Consider the following 19,684-nt stretch of genomic DNA (forward strand, 5'->3'; position numbering starts at 1 on the left):
CTCAGCCCGCCTGCTTCTTGAGGAGAATGGCACTGAGGCCGAGCAGCACGGGAATGGCGATGAGCAATGGCACGAACGAGCCCCACAGATCGCTGAAGTCAAGTGCCTTGGAGAAGGTGCCGCGCGAGATCGTCACGAAATAAGTGGTCGGATAAATCCGCCCGATCAGGGCACCGACGCCCTGCAGCGACGAAACCGGGTCGATCATGCCGGAATATTGGACGGCCGGAATGAGGGTGATGAGCGCGGTCCCGAATATGGCCGCGATCTGGCTGTTCATGAAGGTCGAGATGAACAGGCCCATCCCCGTCGTGACGATGACGTAGAGCAGTGCCGCGCAGGTGAAGGCGAGGAAGCTGCCGGTGAACGGCACGCGGAAAATGAAGACCGCGACAGCCGTCAGCATGAAGAAGTTCAGCATGGCGAGCGCGACGTAGGGAAGCTGCTTGCCAATGAGGAATTCGAGGCGCGTCACAGGCGTGACGTAGAAATTGATGATCGATCCGAGCTCCTTCTCGCGCACGACGCTGAGCACGGCGAGCATCGCCGGGATCATCAGGAGCAGCAGCGGAATGACCGCCGGCGCCATCGCCACGAGGCTCTCGACGCCGGGATTGTAGCGGTAGCGGATGGCGAGCTGGAAATCGCCGACGGTCGCCGCGTCGCCGTACAGCTCCCGCGCCTTCTGCGTTAGCCAGCTCTGGTGCATGCCCTGCACATAGCCGCGCACGGTTTCGGCGCGGGTCGGCATGGCGCCATCGATCCAGGCGCCGATCTCCACGTTCCGGCCGCGCGCCACCTCACGGCCGAAGCCGGGGGGAATCTCGATGGCGAGACTCAGCTCTCCGTTGATCATACGCCGGTCCAGGTCGGCATAATCCGTGATCGGCGCCTTCTCGGTGAAGTAACGCGAGCCGGCGATCTGCAGCGCGTAGTCGCGGCTGATTGCCGTGTCGTCACGATCGAGCACAGCGAAGGAAAGGTCTTCGATGTCTATGTTGATGCCGTAGCCGACGACGAACATCAGCATGACCGTGCCGAGAATCGCGAGCGTGGCGCGGATTGGGTCGCGCTGCAGTTCGAGCGCCTCGCGCCGTGTGTAGGCGAGCATGCGCCGCAGGTTGAAGAAACGATCGGTGGATGGAACAGCGGGGGGCGGTGGTGCCGTCCCATCCACCGCCATGCTCTGCACCGGGGTGGGCACAGGCATCTCGCGTCCCGCGCCGATGGCGTCCTCGAGATAGCCGATGAAGGACTCTTCGAGCGTCGCCGCCGCGCGCTTGGCGATGATCGCGGCCGGGGTGTCGCTGACGAGCACCTTGCCGGCATGCATGAGCGAGATGCGGTCGCACAGCTCCGCCTCGTTCATGAAATGGGTGGAGACGAAGATCGTGACCTGGTCCTTGCGGGACAGGTCGGAGAGGATCTGCCAGAAGCCGTCGCGCGCCACCGGATCGACGCCGGAGGTCGGCTCGTCGAGGATCAGCATATCCGGCGCGTGGATCATCGCCACGGCCAGCGACAGGCGCTGGCGGATGCCGAGCGGCAGCGCGTCGGGAAGCGCGTCCATCACCTCGGCGAGATCGAAGCGTTGCGCCATCTCCTCGATCCGGCTCGGAATGGCCGCGGCCGGCATGGCGAACAGGCGGGCATGCAGGTCGAGGTTCTGCCGCACCGTCAGCTCGGTATAGAGCGAGAAGGCCTGGCTCATATAGCCGACGCGGCGGCGCACCTCCATGTCGTCGGGATCGACCTCCTGCCCGAACAGCCGCGCCGTGCCCTCGCTCGCGGCGAGGAGCCCGGTGAGCATCTTCATGGTGGTGGTCTTGCCGCAGCCGTTGGAACCGAGGAAGCCGAAGATCTCGCCGCGCCCGATGCGGAAGCTCACATCGTCCACGGCGGTGAAATCGCCGAACCGCATCGAAAGGTGCTCGGCCTCGATCGCGATCTCCCCGTCAGCCCCGGAAGCGCGGGGCGGGATGACCACCTCCCGGTGCCCGGCGCGGTCCTCTTCCGGCAGCAAAGCGATGAAGGCGGCATCGAGATTGGAAGCACCGGTCTTCGCGAGCAAATCCGCAGGCGTCCCGGTGGCGAGTACCCGGCCGGCATCCATGGCGATCAGCCAGTCGAAACGCGCGGCTTCCTCCATATAGGCGGTGGCGACGATGACGCTCATGCCCGGCCGGCCGGCGCGGATGGACTCGATCAGCTCCCAGAACTGGCGGCGCGACAGGGGATCGACGCCGGTGGTCGGCTCGTCGAGGATGAGCAGGTCGGGATCATGGATCAGGGCGCAGCACAGGCCGAGCTTCTGCTTCATGCCCCCCGACAGCTTGCCCGCCGGGCGATCGGCGAAGGGGGCGAGGCCGGTGCTCTCCAGCAACGCGCCGATCCGGCGCTCCCGCTCGGCCCGGTCCTGTCCGAACAGGCGGCCGAAGAAATCGACATTCTCGAACACCGAAAGGGTCGGGTAGAGGTTCTTGCCGAGCCCTTGCGGCATATAGGCGATGCGCGGGCAGACCTGCCGGCGATGGACGCGATCGGCCATGTCGCCCTCAAGCACCTCGATCCGGCCGTCCTGGATCGCGCGAGCGCCGGCGACCAGGGACAGGAGGCTCGATTTTCCAACCCCGTCCGGGCCGATCAGCCCGACCATGCAGCCCGACGGCATGTCGAGGCTGACGGCGTCGAGGGCACGGGTCTTGCCGTAGGACAGCCCGACGGCCGCGAGCCGGACGACCGGCTTTCCTGACACGGCAGGCGCCGCGATGGTCTCCGGCCCCGGCTTCATTCGACCGGCGCCCTGTTCAGGTCCGCGGGCCATTCGGTCTCAGGATCGAGCCGTACATAGGCCATGCCCGGCAGGCCGGTTTTCACCTGCTGAATGTATTTGCGCAGGAGCTCGGGCGGGATCTGCGCCTTGACGCGAAACGTTAGCTTCTGACGCTCCTCTTCCGTCTCGACGGTCTTGGGCGTGAACTGGGCGACATCGGCGACATAGGTCACCCTGGCGGGAATCACATATTGTGGGGCCGCGTCGAGTACGAGGCGCACATCCGTACCGATCGCCACGCGCCCGGCTTGCGCGGTCGGCAGGAAGAACGTCATGTAGACGTCGCCGAGATCGACGAGGTTGAGAACCCGGCCGCCGGCGGACAGCACCTCGCCGATCTGCGCCACACGATATTGGATCCGCCCATCACGCGGTGAGATCAGCACGCTGTCGTTGATATCGGCGGTGATGCTCTCGATGGCCGCATGCGCCGCATCAACCGCCGCTTCCGCATCCACCACCTGGGCCTTCGCCGCGCTGATCGCCGCCTCGGCGGCGGCGCGCTGCGCGCGGGCCGCGTTGACGTTCGCCGTTGCCGCTTTTTCGTTGGCGAAATCGTCGTCATAGGTTTGCTGCGAGACAGCATTGGTCTTCACGAGCTGCGCCGAGCGGGCGAACTTCCGCTGGGCCGCGTCGAGCTGCGCGTCACGTTGCTCGATCACTGCAACAGCCGCCTCCTTTTCCGCTTCGCGCTGGACGACGAGGCTCCTGGCAGTGTCGATGCTGATGGTCGCCCTGCGCAATTGCGCTTCCGCCTGACGGCGTTGCGCCTCCAGCTGCTCGGTGTCCATGCGGGCGAGGATCTGGCCGGCCGTGACGAAATCCCCTTCGTTGGCGAGGATTTCCTTGATGCGTCCGGCCGTCTTGGCCGAGATATCGATCTCCGTCGCCTCGATCCGGCCGTTGCCGCTGGCGATGCCGGCCGGAAGGCTAGGATTGGCGAAGGTCCTCCAAGCGTAATAGCCGGCGCCCAGCACGACGACAGCAAGAAGAACGACCAACCAGCGCCTCCGGCTTTCCTTCATGTCTCGAATTCTCCCCGGATTGAGCCCGCAAGTATTCATCGCGCACATGGGTTGCCGCGCGCACGAGAGCTATCCGCAACGAAGGTCTTACTGGAAAATCGGGTTCGTCCGCCGCCAGGGCAGCGGACGAGGCGGCTCAGATATTATTTGCCCGGCACACCCGCTGCGATGCTGGTGCGGATGCCGTCGAATATCTTCGTTCCGTCCTCCAGCAGATGCGACACCGACTGTTGCGCAAACGCGGCATTCAGCTTCAACGCTTCAGCGGGATCAGTGCACTGGGAGACCTGTCTCAGGTAAGTTGCCTGATCCTGCAGCCTGTCTGCGGCAAGGCCCAGAACCTTCCCCCATCCGTCGGCGTAAATCCTTGCTGGCGCGTCGCTCCAGAGTTTTGCCCAGTCTGTATTGCCCAGAGACGCGAATAGGGGATTGGATGCGGCCGTTTGGCTTTTCGGCACTGTCGTTTCGGTCGCCATGACAAGGTAATCCTTTCAAGAAAAGTGGTTGACACCATTATTCTATTATCAAGGCGCCGGTCGTCATTGATTTAGCGCAACGCGCGTTGACCAAAATTATGATACCGGTAGGCATTTCATAAACGCAAACGAAATCTGGAGTTCCCTATGGCCCGATCCACCGCCCGCGCCGCAGCAGCCAAGCGCGAGCAAATCCTCGAGGCGGCGATCCTGCGGTTCGCGCGGCAGTCCTATGAGGACACATCGCTCAGGGCGATCGCCGCCGATGTCGGTGTCGACGTCGCGCACGTGCACAGGTCCTTCGGCTCGAAGGAACTGCTCTTCGCCGAGGCTATCCGGGCAACGACACGCCCGGAACGTTTCCTTGGGATCTCGCCGGGCCTTCTTGCCGCCACGCTCTCGACCGAGCTCCTCTCGCACAAGGCACCACGCGACGACGACGAGGTGGGGGCGTTCGATATCGTCATGCGCTCGCTGAGCAGCCGTGAAGCCTCCAGGATCCTGCACGACAGCGCTCTGGCCGATTTCATCGAGCCGATTTCAAAGATGACCTATCCGTCCTCCGCGCGGCGCGCCGCGTTGATCGCCGCCGTGCTCCTGGGAATCGGTGCCGTCAGGGAGGTCCTCACGATCGAGCCGCTGCTTGATACCGAGGACGGAGAGGTCCAGCAGCTCACCGTCCAACTCCTCAACGTTCTGATCGGCGACCGTCCCTATGATGTGGCCGCGCGCGCGGCTGAAGGAGACGACCGATGACGGCAGCAGCCTCCGCCGCCAAGCCTTCGACGGCGGTAGTCGCGGCAGGCGAAGAGAGCGTCGGCACCGAAGGGTTTCGTGCCATCGACCGCATGAGTGACGTGTTCGTCGCCCAGGCCACGGCTGGCTTTTCCCCGGCCTCCCTCGCGCTCGCCTTTTTTGACTGGTCAATTCATCTGGCGGCGGCCCCGGGCAAGCGCGCTGAGCTCGTCAACAAGGCGGAGCGCAAGACAAGCCGCCTTCTGGGCTACCTCGCCGCGGCCAGCACCCATTCCGATACGCCGCCGTGCATCGAGCCGCTGCCCGGGGACTATCGGTTTGCGGCGGAGGGCTGGAAGAAACAGCCCTACGCCGCCTTCGCCCAGGCGTTCCTGCTCAATCAGCAATGGTGGCACAACGTGACCCATGAGGTGCCCGGCGTCACACCGCACCACGAGCACGTCATCTCCTTCCTCGCCCGCCAGCTGCTCGACATGTTCTCACCCTCGAACAATCCGCTCACCAATCCCGAGGTCGTAACCAAGGCCGTCGAGACCGGCGGTGCGAACTTCATCCAGGGCTGGCGCAACTTCGTCGAGGATGCCACGCGTACCGCCACCAATCAGCCGCCGGTCGGAACCGACGGCTTCATTCCCGGCAAGGATGTTGCCGTCACGCCCGGCAAAGTGGTCTACCGCAATCACCTGATCGAGCTGATCCAATACGCCCCGACGACCGACAAGGCTCGGGCGGAGCCGGTCCTGATCATCCCGGCCTGGATCATGAAGTACTACATTCTCGATCTGTCCCCGGAGAATTCGCTCGTTCGCTATCTGGTCGAGCAGGGACACACGGTCTTCTGCGTCTCCTGGCGCAATCCGGACGCCGCCGATCGCGACCTCACCATGGACGACTACCGGCGCATGGGCGTGATGGCCGCCCTCGACGCAGTCGGCGAGATCGTTCCCGATCGGAAGATCCACGCCACCGGTTACTGCCTCGGCGGCACGCTGCTGGCGATCGCCGCCGCGGCCATGGGACGGACCGGCGACGACCGGCTCGCCTCCGTCACCCTGTTTGCCGCCCAGATCGATTTCACCGAGCCTGGCGAACTCGCGCTCTTCGTCGACCACAGCGAGATGCATTTCCTTGAAAGCGTGATGTGGAACCGGGGCTATCTCGCGGCTGACCAGATGGCCGGCGCCTTCCAGCTTCTTCGCACCAACGATCTCGTCTGGTCGCGTCATGTCCGCGAATATCTCATGGGCGAGCGCGCGCCCATGATCGACCTCATGGCATGGAACGCGGATTCCACCCGCATGCCCTACCGGATGCACTCCGAATATCTGCGCCGCCTCTATCTCGACAACGAGCTGGCGGCCGGCCGCTTCATGGTCGACGGCCGCCCTGTGGCGCCGCAGAATATTCGCGTCCCCATGTTCGTCGTCGGTACCGAGCGCGACCATGTCGCGCCGTGGCGGTCCGTCTACAAGGTCCACCAGCTCACGGACACCGACGTCACCTTCGTCCTGACGAGCGGCGGCCACAATGCCGGCATCGTCAGCGAGCCCGGCCATCCCCGGCGCCGCTTCCGTGTGGCCACGAAGCACGTTGCCGACCTCGATCTCGGTCCGGAGGAATGGCTCCTCGCGGCGGAACAGAAGGACGGCTCCTGGTGGATCGAGTGGACGCAGTGGCTCGGTGCCCGTTCCTCATCGGAACCCATACCGCACCCCGGCATGGGCGCTCCGGACAAAGGCTATCCGCCGATCGAGGACGCGCCGGGCACCTACGTTTTGCAGCGATGAGGGTGTGATGACCTGGGATTTCCTCACCAATCACGCCTTCAATGCGCTGCAGCCCCGGAGGCACAGCCTCTCTGGTGCTGATCGCCGCACGCAACGACGTCGACTTGTTCGCCGCAGCCTCGGGGGACGTGAAGCTGGTGCATCACGTATTCAGGCAACTGTGAAAGGATGTGAGATTGATCTTTACGGGGCAGCTTCCAGTGCCGCATAAAAAGCACTCTGCGGAAGAGGAACAAGCCCCACGCTCGGGTCGCCCTCGAGCGCACATCAGTGGTCTCACAACACAAAACGACTTACCGCTCGGTCCAAGGATTGGTATCGAACATATAGTGATCGACGGGAGGTTGGTGAGCGTTCGAGAACTAAGCGTAGTCGAAAAATCATTTGGCCGCCTTCTGCATTTCGAGGCCGATCTGACCGGACAAAGGCCCCCGATTCTCCTCGTGGCGCCTCTCTCCGGCATGAGGGCAGAAATTCTCTACGACATGATCCTTGGACTACTGCCCTGGCACGACGTCTATTGTCTCGCCTGGAAAGACGCCGCTGACGTTCCCGCCGGAGACGGTCCGTTCCGCCTCGAAGACAACATCACCTATGTCGTCGAGACGATCCGGTATCTCGGGGCTGGAACCCATGTGATCGGACTTTGCCAGTCCGCCTTGCCCGCGCTGGCGGCGGCGGCGATCCTCTCGGAGGATCTGGGGCGGCCCGCGACGCTGACGCTCCTGGGCGGCAAGCTCGACACGCGCATCAACCCGACCCGGGTCGATCTCCTGACACGCAGCCTGCCTCCGGCGTGGTTCGAGAATTGTGCCATCTCCACCGTTCCCGCCTCCCGGCGAGGGCACGGCCGGCGTGTCTATCCGGGTAGCACCGAGTTGATGATGCTTTCGACCTATCTGTTCCGTCATTGCGCGAGCGGTGGCGAACTTCTCGCCAAGATCTTTCAGGACGACGGCAGCGATGCCGTGGGCCACCCTTTCCTCAGGCTTTTCTGCCAGACCTACGATGTGCCGGCGGAATTCTTCCTCGACACGGTCGCCCTGGTGTTCCAGCAGTCTGCCTTGGCAGAAGGCCACCTGGCGTGGCAGGGCACGACAATCACCCCTGAACGCATCACCGGGACCGCGCTGCTGACCATCGAAGGCGAGGCTGACGATATTTCAGGTCCAGGCCAAACGCGGATAGCCCATGATCTCTGTGAGGGGATACCCGCCGAACGGCGTGGCCATTTGCTCTGCCCGCACACTGGTCATGTCGGGCTGTTCTTCGGCTCCCGCTGGCGGCAGGAGGTTCTTCCGCATATCAGCCGCTTCATTCGGGAGAATGGAAATTGAGCCCTTCGGCCGCACGTATCCTGCGCGGGATTCCGGTCCCGCCGCCCGGGGAGAAATATGCCTTCCGGCCCGGGAGGGCCGCTCCCGGCGCTTATCTCGCTCAGGCGCGGCCCAGCCCTATATTGCGTACAGGACCCACGTCATAATGCCCGGGTTCGAGCCCGGCCAAGGGGTGGCGACGGACGCGGCTCCGTCCGGCAGCAACGCGCACTCCCCGCCGCGACATATCGATTTCCTGCTGGTCGGAGGCGGCGTCGCCAGCGCCGTCGCGGCCGAGACGCTGCGAGCGGAAGGAGCGGCCGGTTCGATTCTGATCCTGTCGCAGGAAGATCTGCCGCCCTATCACCGGCCGCCTCTGTCCAAGCAGATGCTGCTCGATGCCGGCAGCGAGCGGCAGATCTTCGTTCACCCCGAAAGCTTCTATCGCCAGAAGGCGATCGATCTGGAACTCAGTGTCCGGGTGGCATCCGTCGATCCGGAAAGCCACACGATAACGACCGCAACGGGCGAACGGATTCACTATGTTCGGCTCCTGATCGCCACCGGCGCGACACCGAAGCCTCTTCCCGTTCCCGGCGCGGACCTCGCCGGAATCCATACCCTGCGGCAGAAAGGCGACGCCGAGACGGTTCGTCGGGCGGCCGTCCAGGCCAGGCGTGCCGTGGTGCTCGGCGGCAGCTTTCTGGGGATGGAAATCGCCATGTCGCTCGTCGAGCGCGGCCTCGACGTCACCATCATCGAATTCGGCGCACGGCTTCTTCCCCGTCTCGAATCCGCCGACCTCTCCGCTCACTTCCAACGCTATGTCGAAAGTCGTGGAGTCTCGGTGCTGCTGAACGACACAGCAGCGGCGTTCCGCGGCCAGGACCATCTTCGGGAACTCGAAACGACATCGGGGCATCGGATATCCTGCGAGCTCGCCATCGTCAGCATCGGCGTCGTGCCGGCCACGGAGTTTCTGCGCGGCAGCAACATCGCCCTCGAGGATGGACGCGTCGTGGTGGACGCGCTGCTCAGGACGAACGTGCCGGATGTCTTCGCGGCCGGCGATGTCACCACGTTCTATGACCCGGGTTACGCGCGGCGCCGCCACATCGAACATTGGGACAATGCGGTGAAGCAGGGCCGTCTCGCCGCCAGGAACATGATGGGGCGCCGGCTGCCCTATGACGAGGTCTCCTATTTCTTCTGCCAGATCGGCGAGATTGCTTTCAACATGCTCGGCTGGCCGGCGGAGGCGGAAGAACGGATCGGTCGCGGCGCGATCGAGGACCGATCCTTCGCGCTGTTCTATCTCAGGGGCGACGTGCCGCGTGCGCTGTTCTCGATAGACAGGCCTGTCGACGAAACCCGGCTCGCCGAAAGCTGGATCCGCTATCGGATGAACCTGGGCGCGATCAAGGACCGGCTGAATGACCCCGCCTTTCCCCTCGACCGAGTTCCCGCGCAGACGGCGCTGGTTCTTCAGGGCGGGGGTGCGCGCGGCGCCTTCGAGTGCGGCGTCGTCAAGGCGCTCGAGGAGGAGCAGATTTTCCCGGACGTCGTCGCCGGCGTTTCGATCGGTGCGTTCAACGGCGCGATCATCGCCAGCCACCCTCGCCACGCGGCGCCGGCGCTTGAAGCATTCTGGGCCGAACTGGCCGTCGCGACCGCGGACTTGCCGTTCGCCTGCGGTGAGGGAATGGCCGCGGCATTGCAGATCCTGACATTCGGGGTGCCGCGCTTTTTCCGACCCCGCTGGATGCAGCCGTTCCATTCACTCACCGAATTCCCGATAAACTGGACGAGCTATTACGACACCGCGCCGGTGAGGGAGCTTCTTGCGAGATACGTGGATTTCGCGGCTCTCAAGACTAGCCCGGTGCGACTGCTTCTCAGCGCTGTCAATGTCACCACGGCGGAGCTTGAAGTCTTTGACAGCTATGTCGACGATCTCACTCCCGAGCATGTGCTGGCGAGCGGCAGCCTGCCGCCGGGGTTCCCCTGGACGGTCGTCGACGGCAAGGCCTATTGGGACGGCGGCATCGTCAGCAACTCGCCGATCGATCTTGTCATCGATCGCTGCGGTCCGGACGGGAAGCGCGTTTTCATCGTCGACCTGTTCTCGGGCACAAGTCCGCTTCCAACCAACATGATGGAGGTGCTGCTCCGGCGCGACGAGATCGTCTATTCCGAACGGATCAGAAGCGACCTGCGCCATCGCGAAACGATCGGCGCATACCGCAAGCTCATCGATCACCTTCTCACCCATCTCGCGCCGGCTGAGATCGCGAGGATCAAACACTTGCCAGCGTATATTCAGCTCATGGGCGACGGAGCTGCGACGACCATCACGCGGTTCGTGCGGCAAGGACGAGACCGGGAGCCTGCTTCCCTCGACTATGATTTTTCGTACAAGTCCATTCAGGCGCATCAAGCGGAAGGTTACGCGGTCGCCAGGAGGGTCATTCGCGGTGGCTCACCTTGAGGGCTCTTTGGACGAGTTTCCGACGCCCCTTCATTGTCACGATGATGCAGAAGCCTCGATACCCAGCCCCAGCCCCGGACGAAGCGCTGGGCGGCGCGCGCACTTCCAATCCGCGCCGGGTCTGGGACTGCGCTCGAGCCACCGACCGGGATCGTGACTTGCACGCGACGGGCATGCGTGCCTATCGTCAAACTTAGAGGGGCCAAAGAAGCCCCCGTTGCAGGAAACGCCAGCAGAGGCCTTACGGTCGGAAGAGTCGAAGCCTCGATCCGTTCCATCATGGACGCCGGCTCGGAGTTTGGCTCGATCCCCCGCCTCTGCGGCATCGGGAGGCGCGAAGCCGACAAGGCACGCATCGTCTCCCTAAGGCAAGGGATGCGAGTTGGAGCAGCACGCGATCCGCACGGCCTGGGAAGCTTTTGTCACCGGCGGCAGCAGGCCGCCGGACCTTCCTCTCGCTCTCCTCGCATCCTGGAAACGCTCACAGGCCCTGGGCGTGGGCGCGCGCGTCACGGAAGCCCCGCTCGCCGATACGCCCGAAATCTTCCGGCAGCGCTCGCAGAATGCCGACATCCTGGTCGCGGCGCGGCCCGCGCTCGAACGCGCGGGCCACTTTCTGGCCGAGGCTTCGTCCATGATGATCCTGGCCGATGCCAGCGGCTTCATCATCGAGACGGCCGGCGATCCCCGTGTCGTCGACAAGGGGCGGCGCAACCATCTCGAAACCGGCGGGCGCTGGGATGAGGGCGTCATCGGCACCAACGCGATCGGGACGGCGCTCGCCGATGGGCGTCCCACGCAGATCCGCGGCGCGGAGCATTTCTGCGAGGATGTCCAGCGCTGGACCTGCGCCGCGACCCCGGTGCGTCATCCGCTCGACGGCGCCCTGCTGGGTGTCGTCGACATCTCCGGACCTGTCACCGCCTTCAATTCGCAGAGCCTCGCCTTCGCCGTGACGATCGGCCAGGAGATCGAAACCACGCTCGGCCGAGCCGCCAAGATCGAGCACGAGGCCCTGCTGCGCAGTTTCGTCTCTAAGCGCTCGATCTGGCTCAGCGAGGAGATGCTGGTCGTCGATCGGCGCGGCTTCGTCGTGCACGCGGCCGAGAGTGCTCGCCGCAGGCTCGACTTCGCGACCCCGGACGATTTCAGCCGTGAGATGAAGCGGATGATCGACGCAGCCGCACCGGCGGAGCGCTGGGAGCAGAATTGCCGCGCCCGCTTCCCGAACGCCAGCCTGGAGGTTGTGCGGCATGAAGGGCAGGCGATCGGCTGCATCATCGTGATGCACCAGGCGCGTCGCGCTCGGGCCGCGCCAATCACCGCGAAGTCGAATGGGGAAGCGACGATCACCTTCGAGCAGATCGTGGGAGAATGCGCGCCCATGCGGGAGGCTCGAGAACGGGCGCGCAAACTGGCGGCGAACGCGCTGCCGGTGCTAATCGAGGGCGAAACCGGGGTCGGCAAGGAATTGTTCGCGCGCGCGATCAAGCAGGCCGGGCCGGCGGCGAGCGGACCGTTCGTGCCGCTGAATTGCGGCGGCATGCCGCGCGACCTGATCGCCAGCGAGTTGTTCGGCTATGCCAAGGGGGCTTTCACCGGCGCCGACGAGCGTGGCCGGCCCGGCAAGATCGAGGCGGCCGATGGCGGCGTGCTCTGCCTCGACGAGATCGGCGAGATGCCGCTCGACCTGCAATCCTATCTGCTGCGCGTGCTGGAGGACGGCGTCGTCTATCGCATCGGCGAGCATGAGGGGCGCCGGGTCGACATCCGTATCCTGTCCATGACCAACCGCGATCTGATGGCGGAGGTCGAGGCCGGCCGCTTCCGGCGGGACCTCTATTATCGCATCGCTGCAACGCGCCTGCGCATCCCGCCTCTGCGCGAGCGGGGCGAGGACATTGTCGCCCTGGCCTGGGGCTTCGCAACGGCGGCAGCGGCCCGGCTGGGCAAGGCGGTCCCGGATTTTGCACCCGATATGCTCGAGCGGCTGCGGGCGCATCACTGGTCGGGCAACGTCCGGGAATTGCGCAATGTCGTCGACGCCATGGTCGCTCTGGCCGAATCCGACCGGCTCGGCTGGGAGGATCTGCCTCCTGAGCTGAGCGAGGCGCCGGCGCCCAGGGAAATATTCGCGGCTGCGGCCAAGCTGTCCCCCGCTCCGCTCGCTTCAAAAGCCGATCTCAGGGCAGCCGAACGCACGACGATTCTCTCGCAAGTCGAAGCCTGCACCGGCAATCTGACGGAAGCCGCTCGACGCCTCGGCATCGCCCGCTCGACGCTCTATCTGAAGCTGGCGGAATATCGCATCGAGCCGTCCGCCGGACACTGAGGTTTCGTCCGTTCATCGAACGAACCGTCCGACGATCGGACGGTTGCGGACGCGAAAAGACTTATTCGCGCCTGCGGTAAGTTTCTGAAAAGTTAAACCTCCTGTTGCCGGCCTCAATTGGCACGGGTCCTGCGCTTCCTCTTTTGTCCGGCTCGTCAGAAGCCGGCCTCAAGCTGGAGGACGCCTGTGAACATCCACGCCCCAAACAGTAGAAGCGTGCAAGTGCTCGGCATCGATGCCGGCGGCACCATGACGGATACGTTTTTCGTCGATTCCGACGGCGATTTCGTCGTCGGCAAAGCGCAAAGCACCCCGGAAAACGAAGCGTTGGCTCTGATCGCCTCAAGCGAGGACGGCCTGGGCGCCTGGGGCCTCTCGCTCGGCGACGGCCTGAAGGGTCTTCAGACCGGCGTCTATTCCGGCACCGCGATGCTGAACCGCGTGGTCCAGCGCAAGGGCCTGAAATGCGGCCTCATCGTCAACAGCGGCATGGAAGACTTCCACCGCATGGGCCGGGCGATCCAGTGCTATCTCGGCTACGCCTATGAGGACCGCATCCACCTCAACACCCACCGCTACGACCCGCCGCTGGTGCCGCGCAACCTGACGCGCGGCGTGGTCGAGCGGATCGACATGTTCGGCACGGTGGTCATCCCGCTGCGCGAGGAGAGCGCCCGCCAGGCGGCGCGTGATCTGATCGCCGCCGATGTCGAGGGCGTCGTCATCAGCCTGCTGCATTCCTACAAGAACGCCGATCATGAGCGCCGGGTGCGCGACATCGTGACGGAAGAGATCGCGAAGAGCGGCAAGGCGATCCCGGTCTTCGCCTCGGCGGACTATTATCCGGTGCGCAAGGAGACCCACCGCACCAACACCACCATCCTGGAAGGCTATGCGGCCGAGCCATCGCGCCAGACGCTGAAGAAGATCTCCGACGCCTTCAAGGAGCACGGCACCAAGTTCGACTTCCGCGTCATGGCGACCCATGGCGGCACCATCTCCTGGAAGGCCAAGGAACTCGCCCGCACCATCGTCTCCGGCCCGATCGGCGGCGTCATCGGTGCCAAATATCTCGGCGAGGTGCTGGGCTATGGCAACATCGCCTGCTCGGATATCGGCGGCACATCCTTCGACGTGGCGCTGATCACCCAGGGCGAGCTGACCATCAAGAACGACCCGGACATGGCCCGGCTCGTGCTGTCGCTGCCGCTGGTGGCGATGGATTCGGTCGGCGCCGGGGCCGGCTCCTTCATCCGCCTCGACCCCTACACCAAGGCGATCAAGCTCGGACCGGATTCGGCCGGCTACCGCGTCGGCGTGTGCTGGAAGGAGAGCGGCATCGAGACGGTGACGATTTCCGACTGCCACATGGTGCTCGGCTATCTGAACCCGGACAACTTCCTCGGCGGCGCGGTCAAGCTCGACCGACAGCGCTCGGTGGATGCCATCAAGGCGCAGGTCGCCGACCCGCTCGGCCTGTCGGTCGAGGACGCCGCGGCCGGCGTCATCGAGCTGCTCGACTCCGACCTGCGCGACTATCTGCGCTCAATGATCTCGGCCAAGGGCTACTCGCCGCAGAGCTTCGTCTGCTTCTCCTATGGCGGCGCGGGGCCGGTCCACACCTATGGCTACACCGAGGGGCTCGGCTTCGAGGACGTGATCGTTCCCGCCTGGGCGGCGGGCTTCTCGGCCTTCGGCTGCGCGGCTGCGGATTTCGAATACCGCTACGACAAGTCGCTCGACATCAACCTCGCGCCCGACGCGCCGGCCGGCCAGCAGGAGCAGGCGTCAAAGACGCTCCAGTCGGCCTGGGACGAGCTGACCCGCAACGTGCTCGAGGAGTTCAAGCTGAACGGCTACGACGCCGATCAGGTCACGCTGCAGCCCGGCTATCGCATGCAGTATCGCGGCCAGCTCAACGATCTGGAGATCGAATCGCCGCTGCCTTCCGCCGATACGGCGGACGACTGGGGGCAATTGGTGGATGCCTTCAACACCACCTACGGGCGGGTCTATGCCGCCTCGGCCCGCTCGCCCGAGCTCGGCTATTCGGTGACCGGCGCGATCATGCGCGGCTCCGTGCCGATCCAGAAGCCGAAGATCCCCAAGGAGCCCCTCGAAGGCGAGACCCCGCCGGAAGAGGCCAAGCTCGGCACGCGCAAATTCTACCGCAAGAAGCGCTGGGTCGATGCGCAGCTCTACCGGATGGAGTCCCTGCGCCCGGGCAACCGCGTCGCTGGCCCCGCCATCATCGAATCCGACGCGACCACCTTCGTCGTCCCGGACGGCTTCGAGACCTTCCTCGACGGGCATCGCCTCTTCCACCTGAAGGAAGTCTAAGCGCGGCCCCTCCCATAACAACGAACTGAGGAAACAGAGCCATGAACGTCAATGTTCGATCCGAGGACATCGAGGGCGCGACGCGCGGCATCGTGCGCGGCGGCGAGACCTTGAAGGAGCACCGCGACCGCCTGATGGAGGCGACGAAGCGGACGAAGCACTATGCCGGCCTTAAGACGATGGAGCTGCGCGACAGCCAGCCCATCCAGTACAACAAGCTGTTCTCGCGGCTTCGCGCCGGCGTGGTCGACGCTCGCGAGCCGCCAAGAAGATCGCCGCCTCGCCGATCGTCGAGCAGGAGGGCGAGCTCTGCTTCACCCTCTACAACGCGGCGGGCGACAGCATCCTCACCTCCACCGGCATCATCATCCACGTCGGCACGATGGGCGCGGCGATCAAATACATGATCGAGAACGGCTGGGAGTCCAATCCCGGCGTCCGCGACAAGGACATCTTCTGCAACAACGACTGCCTGATCGGCAACGTCCACCCCTGCGACATCCATACCATCGTGCCGATCTTCTGGGAGGGCGAGCTGATCGGCTGGGTCGGCGGCGTCACCCACGTCATCGACACCGGCTCGGTGGGCCCGGGCTCCATGTCCACCGGCCAGGTGCAGCGTTTCGGCGACGGCTATCAGATCACCTGCCGCAGGGTCGGCGAGAACGACACGCTGTTCCGCGACTGGCTGCATGAGAGCCAGCGCATGGTGCGCACCACGCGCTATTGGATGCTGGACGAGCGCACCCGCATCGCCGGCTGCCACATGATCCGCAAGCTGGTCGAGGAGGTGATCGCCGAGGAGGGCATCGAGAACTACTGGAAATTCGCCTATGAGGCGGTCGAGCACGGCCGTGTCGGCCTTCAGAACCGCATCAAGGCGATGACCATTCCCGGCACCTACCGGCAGGTCGGCTTCGTCGACGTGCCCTATGCCCATGACGACGTGCGCGTCCCGTCGGACTTCGCCAAGCTCGACACCATCATGCACGCACCCTCCGAGATCACGATCCGGGGCGACGGGACGTGGCGGCTCGACTTCGAGGGATCGAGCCGCTGGGGCTGGCACACCTACAACGCCCATCAGGTCAGCTTCACCTCGGGCATCTGGGTGATGATGACGCAGACGCTGATCCCCTCCGAGATGATCAATGACGGGGCGGCCTACGGCACCGAGTTCCGCCTGCCCAAGGGCACCTGGATGAACCCGGACGACCGCCGCGTCGCCTTCTCCTATTCCTGGCACTTCCTGGTCTCGGCCTGGACGGCGCTTTGGCGCGGGCTGTCACGCTCCTATTACGGGCGCGGCTATCTGGAGGAGGTCAACGCCGGCAACGCCAACACCTCGAACTGGCTCCAGGGCGGTGGCTTTAACCAGTATGACGAGATTCACGCCGTCAACTCGTTCGAATGCGCCGCCAACGGCACCGGCGCCACCGCCGTCCATGACGGCCTGTCGCACGCCGCCGCCATCTGGAATCCGGAAGGCGACATGGGCGACATGGAGATCTGGGAGCTGGCCGAGCCGCTCGTCTATCTCGGCCGCCAGATCAAGGCATCCTCGGGCGGCGCCGGCAAGTACCGCGGCGGCTGCGGCTTCGAGAGCCTGCGCATGGTCTGGAACGCCAAGGACTGGACCATGTTCTTCATGGGCAACGGCCACATGTCCTCGGATTGGGGGCTGATGGGCGGCTATCCGGCAGCCTCGGGCTACCGCTTCGCCGCCCACCAGACCGGGCTGAAGGAATTGATCGCCAGCGGAGCGCCGATCCCGCTCGGCGGCGACACCGACCCCGAGAACCCGGTCTGGGACGGCCTCATCAAGGATGCCGTGATCAAGCGCGACAAGCAGGCGATCACGACGGAGGAGATGTTCGCCGACTACGATCTCTATCTCAACTATATGCGCGGCGGACCCGGCTTCGGCGATCCGATCGACCGCGAACCCCAAAGCGTGGTCGACGATCTCAATGGCGGCTACCTGATCGAGCGCTTCGCCTCCCAGGTCTACGGCGTGGTGGTGACGAAGGCCGCCGACGGCGCCTTCGCGCTGGACGGCGCGGCGACGGATGCGCGGCGCAAGGCCGTCCGCAAGGAGCGGATCGCCCAGTCCGTGCCGACCCGCGACTGGATGAAGGGCGAGCGGCAGAAGATCCTGGCCAAGGAGGGGGCGGGCGACCACGTCAAGCAGATGTTCGCTTCGTCCTTCAAGCTCGGCCCGAAATTCCTCTCCGACTTCAAGTCGTTCTGGGACCTTCCCGAAGACTGGAAGCTGCTGGAGGAGGAGATCGGCATCCCCCATTACGGCTCGCATTACCACATGGACGTGTCGGAGCTGCCGGACGTCAAGACTGTCCAGTTCGTCGAGGAATGAGCCGCAGGCGGGCACAGGCCGGGCGCCTGTGCCCCGACGCTCCCAATCATAGAAAACACGGAGGAACACCATGGCCTATACACGCGCCAAGATCGCCGATCTGGTCGACGGCAAGATCGATCACGACACGCTCCACCAGATGCTCTCGACGCCGAAGGATCCGGGGCGCTTCGTCACCTACATGGAAATCCTGCAGGATCGCGTGCCCTGGGACGACAGGATCGTGCTGCCGCTCGGACCGAAGCTCTACATCGTCCAGCGCAAGGACAACAAGCAATGGAAGATCCGCTGCGAATGCGGCCATGATTTCTGCGACTGGCGCCAGAACTGGAAGCTCTTCGCGAAGGTCCATGTTCGCGATACGCAGCAGAAGCTCGAGGAAATCTATCCGCGCCTGATGGCGCAGACCTCGACCTGGCAGGTGCTGCGCGAATATTATTGCCCGGAATGCGGCACGCTCCATGACGTCGAGGCGCCGACGCCCTGGTATCCGGTGATCCGCGACTTCGAGCCCGACATCGACACCTTCTACAAGGACTGGCTCGGCCTGGCCGTGCCAGAGCGGGCTGAGGCGGCCTGAGGCCGCAAGCTCCCGCCTGCTCGATACGAGCTTGATGGCCGCATCAGTCTGGCACGGGAATAGCCAGAAGACGCTGAACACCGATTTCCGTCCGGGCTTTTCGGACATCAATGGGACGACGATCGGGCATGGCGTTCTACACGCGCCATGCCCGATCCCGCTTGCGCAGATCGACAGGCGATCTTCGGCCCGTCAGGATCGGGGGCGTTCCAGTGCGCTTCAACTATCGAGAGGCCGGAAGCGCGAAGCGCGCCATCTCGTCAGACAATATGGCGGCGAACCGCTGGCAGTGCGCGGCGCGTGGCGCGCCCCCAAGCCACAGACCTTGTTGCCGGGCGCTTCTTGGACGGCGTTCTTTAACACGGGTCAAAGTCTGAGCCGGGATAGTCGGCTCTTAGTCATGCACGGCTCACCCGTGCGGTCACGCTTCAAACGGCACCGTCCCACGTTCCAGCCTCTTACCGCGAAGGATGCTGCTCGTCTGGACAACGAGAACTGATCGACACCTGCAAGTCTCGGGACACCGTCCAACCGGACAGATGCCATGACCAGACAGCGGCGCGGCGCGTTGGGCTGAGATGGCATCGATCGAACACCACCAACGCAGATTTCAGTTCTATCTGCAGAGGGCAATGGCAGTTGAACGAGGCACGCGACCAGACCTGGCAGTTCATTGAACGTGTCGAACGCTCGACCGAAGCGGGCCAAGTCGAGCAGTGCTTGATGGAGATTGCGTCCGACTATGGGTTCAGCACGCTATTCGGTGGGGTAGTACCCTCTGCCCGCGTGTCACCAGAGGAGATCAAGTCGCGGATCCTGTTCCAGCGGTTTCCCTTGGAATGGGCTGGACGCTACAACGACCGAGGCTACGTCTTTCGCGATCCCATCGTTCATCGGCTGCAGCACGATCGAAACCCTTTTGATTGGCAAGAGGCGTACACCTCCTGCGATTTTCCAAAGGATGTCGCGCTGATCCAAGGGGAGGCATCTGAATTTGGCCTTCGGGTCGGATATGTCGTCCCGGTGACGATGCTTGACGGGCGCGTCGCTGCCGTTTCATTCGGCGGGTGCCATGCCGACATTGGCGCAGAAGGCCGCGCCGCCTTGAGCTTCGTCGCAAACTACGCTGTCGGCAATCTCCTGCACTACAAGGAGAGCCGAAAGCGTCTCATTGGCAAGGTTACGCCAAGAGAGTTCGACTGCCTCCTCTGGGCATCCGAGGGCAAGACCGACTGGGAGATTTCCGTCATCCTCGGGATTTCGCGGTCAACCGTGACCAAACACATTGTCTCCGCCCGCGAGAAGCTCGGCGCGGTCAATAAGCCTCACGCAATTGCGATGGCGCTTCGCAGCAAATTACTCCGCTAATCAAAAGCA

Annotated in this window: 11 protein-coding genes and 1 pseudogene; 9 read left to right on the forward strand and 3 right to left on the reverse strand. The window is 64.3% G+C overall.

Annotation, left to right across the window (positions count from 1 at the left end; all coding sequences use genetic code 11):
- Position 1: 1 nt before the first annotated feature.
- The 3 genes from rbbA to V5F78_RS24535 form a co-directional block, all read right to left on the reverse strand.
- Positions 2 to 2,791 carry a ribosome-associated ATPase/putative transporter RbbA gene (gene rbbA, locus V5F78_RS24525; RefSeq protein WP_394071878.1) on the reverse strand — a complete coding sequence of 930 codons (2,790 nt, stop codon included), beginning with the start codon at positions 2,789 to 2,791 and terminating at the stop codon, positions 2 to 4.
- Complete coding sequence (locus V5F78_RS24530) at positions 2,788 to 3,858, reverse strand: HlyD family secretion protein (protein WP_213375433.1); 1,071 nt, start codon at positions 3,856 to 3,858, stop codon at positions 2,788 to 2,790. Before V5F78_RS24530 ends, rbbA begins: the two co-directional genes overlap by 4 nt.
- A 143-nt stretch (positions 3,859 to 4,001) precedes the next feature.
- On the reverse strand, positions 4,002 to 4,334 hold the full coding sequence (locus V5F78_RS24535; RefSeq protein WP_213375434.1) for a phasin family protein: 333 nt from the start codon (positions 4,332 to 4,334) through the stop codon (positions 4,002 to 4,004).
- A 147-nt stretch (positions 4,335 to 4,481) separates the two neighbouring features.
- Here V5F78_RS24535 and V5F78_RS24540 point away from each other — a divergent pair, with 147 nt between their 5' ends.
- The 9 genes and pseudogenes from V5F78_RS24540 (at position 4,482) to V5F78_RS24580 (ending at position 19,675) form a co-directional block, all read left to right on the forward strand.
- Entirely contained in the window at positions 4,482 to 5,090 is a 609-nt protein-coding gene (locus V5F78_RS24540; RefSeq protein ID WP_213375435.1) for a TetR/AcrR family transcriptional regulator, read from the forward strand.
- Entirely contained in the window at positions 5,087 to 6,877 is a 1,791-nt protein-coding gene (locus V5F78_RS24545; protein WP_394071869.1) for a PHA/PHB synthase family protein, read from the forward strand. Before V5F78_RS24540 ends, V5F78_RS24545 begins: the two co-directional genes overlap by 4 nt.
- 347 nt (positions 6,878 to 7,224) lie before the next feature.
- Complete coding sequence (gene phaZ, locus V5F78_RS24550; RefSeq protein ID WP_509210861.1) at positions 7,225 to 8,214, forward strand: polyhydroxyalkanoate depolymerase; 990 nt, start codon at positions 7,225 to 7,227, stop codon at positions 8,212 to 8,214.
- Positions 8,215 to 8,359: 145 nt separating this feature from the next.
- The gene (locus V5F78_RS24555; protein ID WP_394071870.1) at positions 8,360 to 10,681 is read left to right on the forward strand and encodes an FAD-dependent oxidoreductase; all 2,322 of its coding nucleotides are present in this window, start codon (positions 8,360 to 8,362) and stop codon (positions 10,679 to 10,681) included.
- A 382-nt stretch (positions 10,682 to 11,063) separates the two neighbouring features.
- Entirely contained in the window at positions 11,064 to 13,013 is a 1,950-nt protein-coding gene (locus V5F78_RS24560) for a sigma-54-dependent Fis family transcriptional regulator (RefSeq protein WP_213375439.1), read from the forward strand.
- A gap of 249 nt (positions 13,014 to 13,262) precedes the next feature.
- Complete coding sequence (locus V5F78_RS24565; RefSeq protein WP_246544842.1) at positions 13,263 to 15,353, forward strand: hydantoinase/oxoprolinase family protein; 2,091 nt, start codon at positions 13,263 to 13,265, stop codon at positions 15,351 to 15,353.
- Positions 15,354 to 15,394: 41 nt separating this feature from the next.
- Positions 15,395 to 17,727: pseudogene (locus tag V5F78_RS24570) on the forward strand (hydantoinase B/oxoprolinase family protein).
- A 70-nt stretch (positions 17,728 to 17,797) separates the two neighbouring features.
- On the forward strand, positions 17,798 to 18,307 hold the full coding sequence (locus tag V5F78_RS24575) for an acetone carboxylase subunit gamma (RefSeq protein WP_213375442.1): 510 nt from the start codon (positions 17,798 to 17,800) through the stop codon (positions 18,305 to 18,307).
- A 639-nt stretch (positions 18,308 to 18,946) separates the two neighbouring features.
- Positions 18,947 to 19,675: a helix-turn-helix transcriptional regulator gene (locus tag V5F78_RS24580; protein ID WP_298310043.1), complete on the forward strand. Its 729-nt coding sequence runs from the start codon at positions 18,947 to 18,949 to the stop codon at positions 19,673 to 19,675.
- Positions 19,676 to 19,684 lie beyond the last annotated feature (9 nt).

The organism is Roseixanthobacter glucoisosaccharinicivorans, from assembly GCF_043195095.2.
Taxonomy (GTDB): domain Bacteria; phylum Pseudomonadota; class Alphaproteobacteria; order Rhizobiales; family Xanthobacteraceae; genus NCEH01.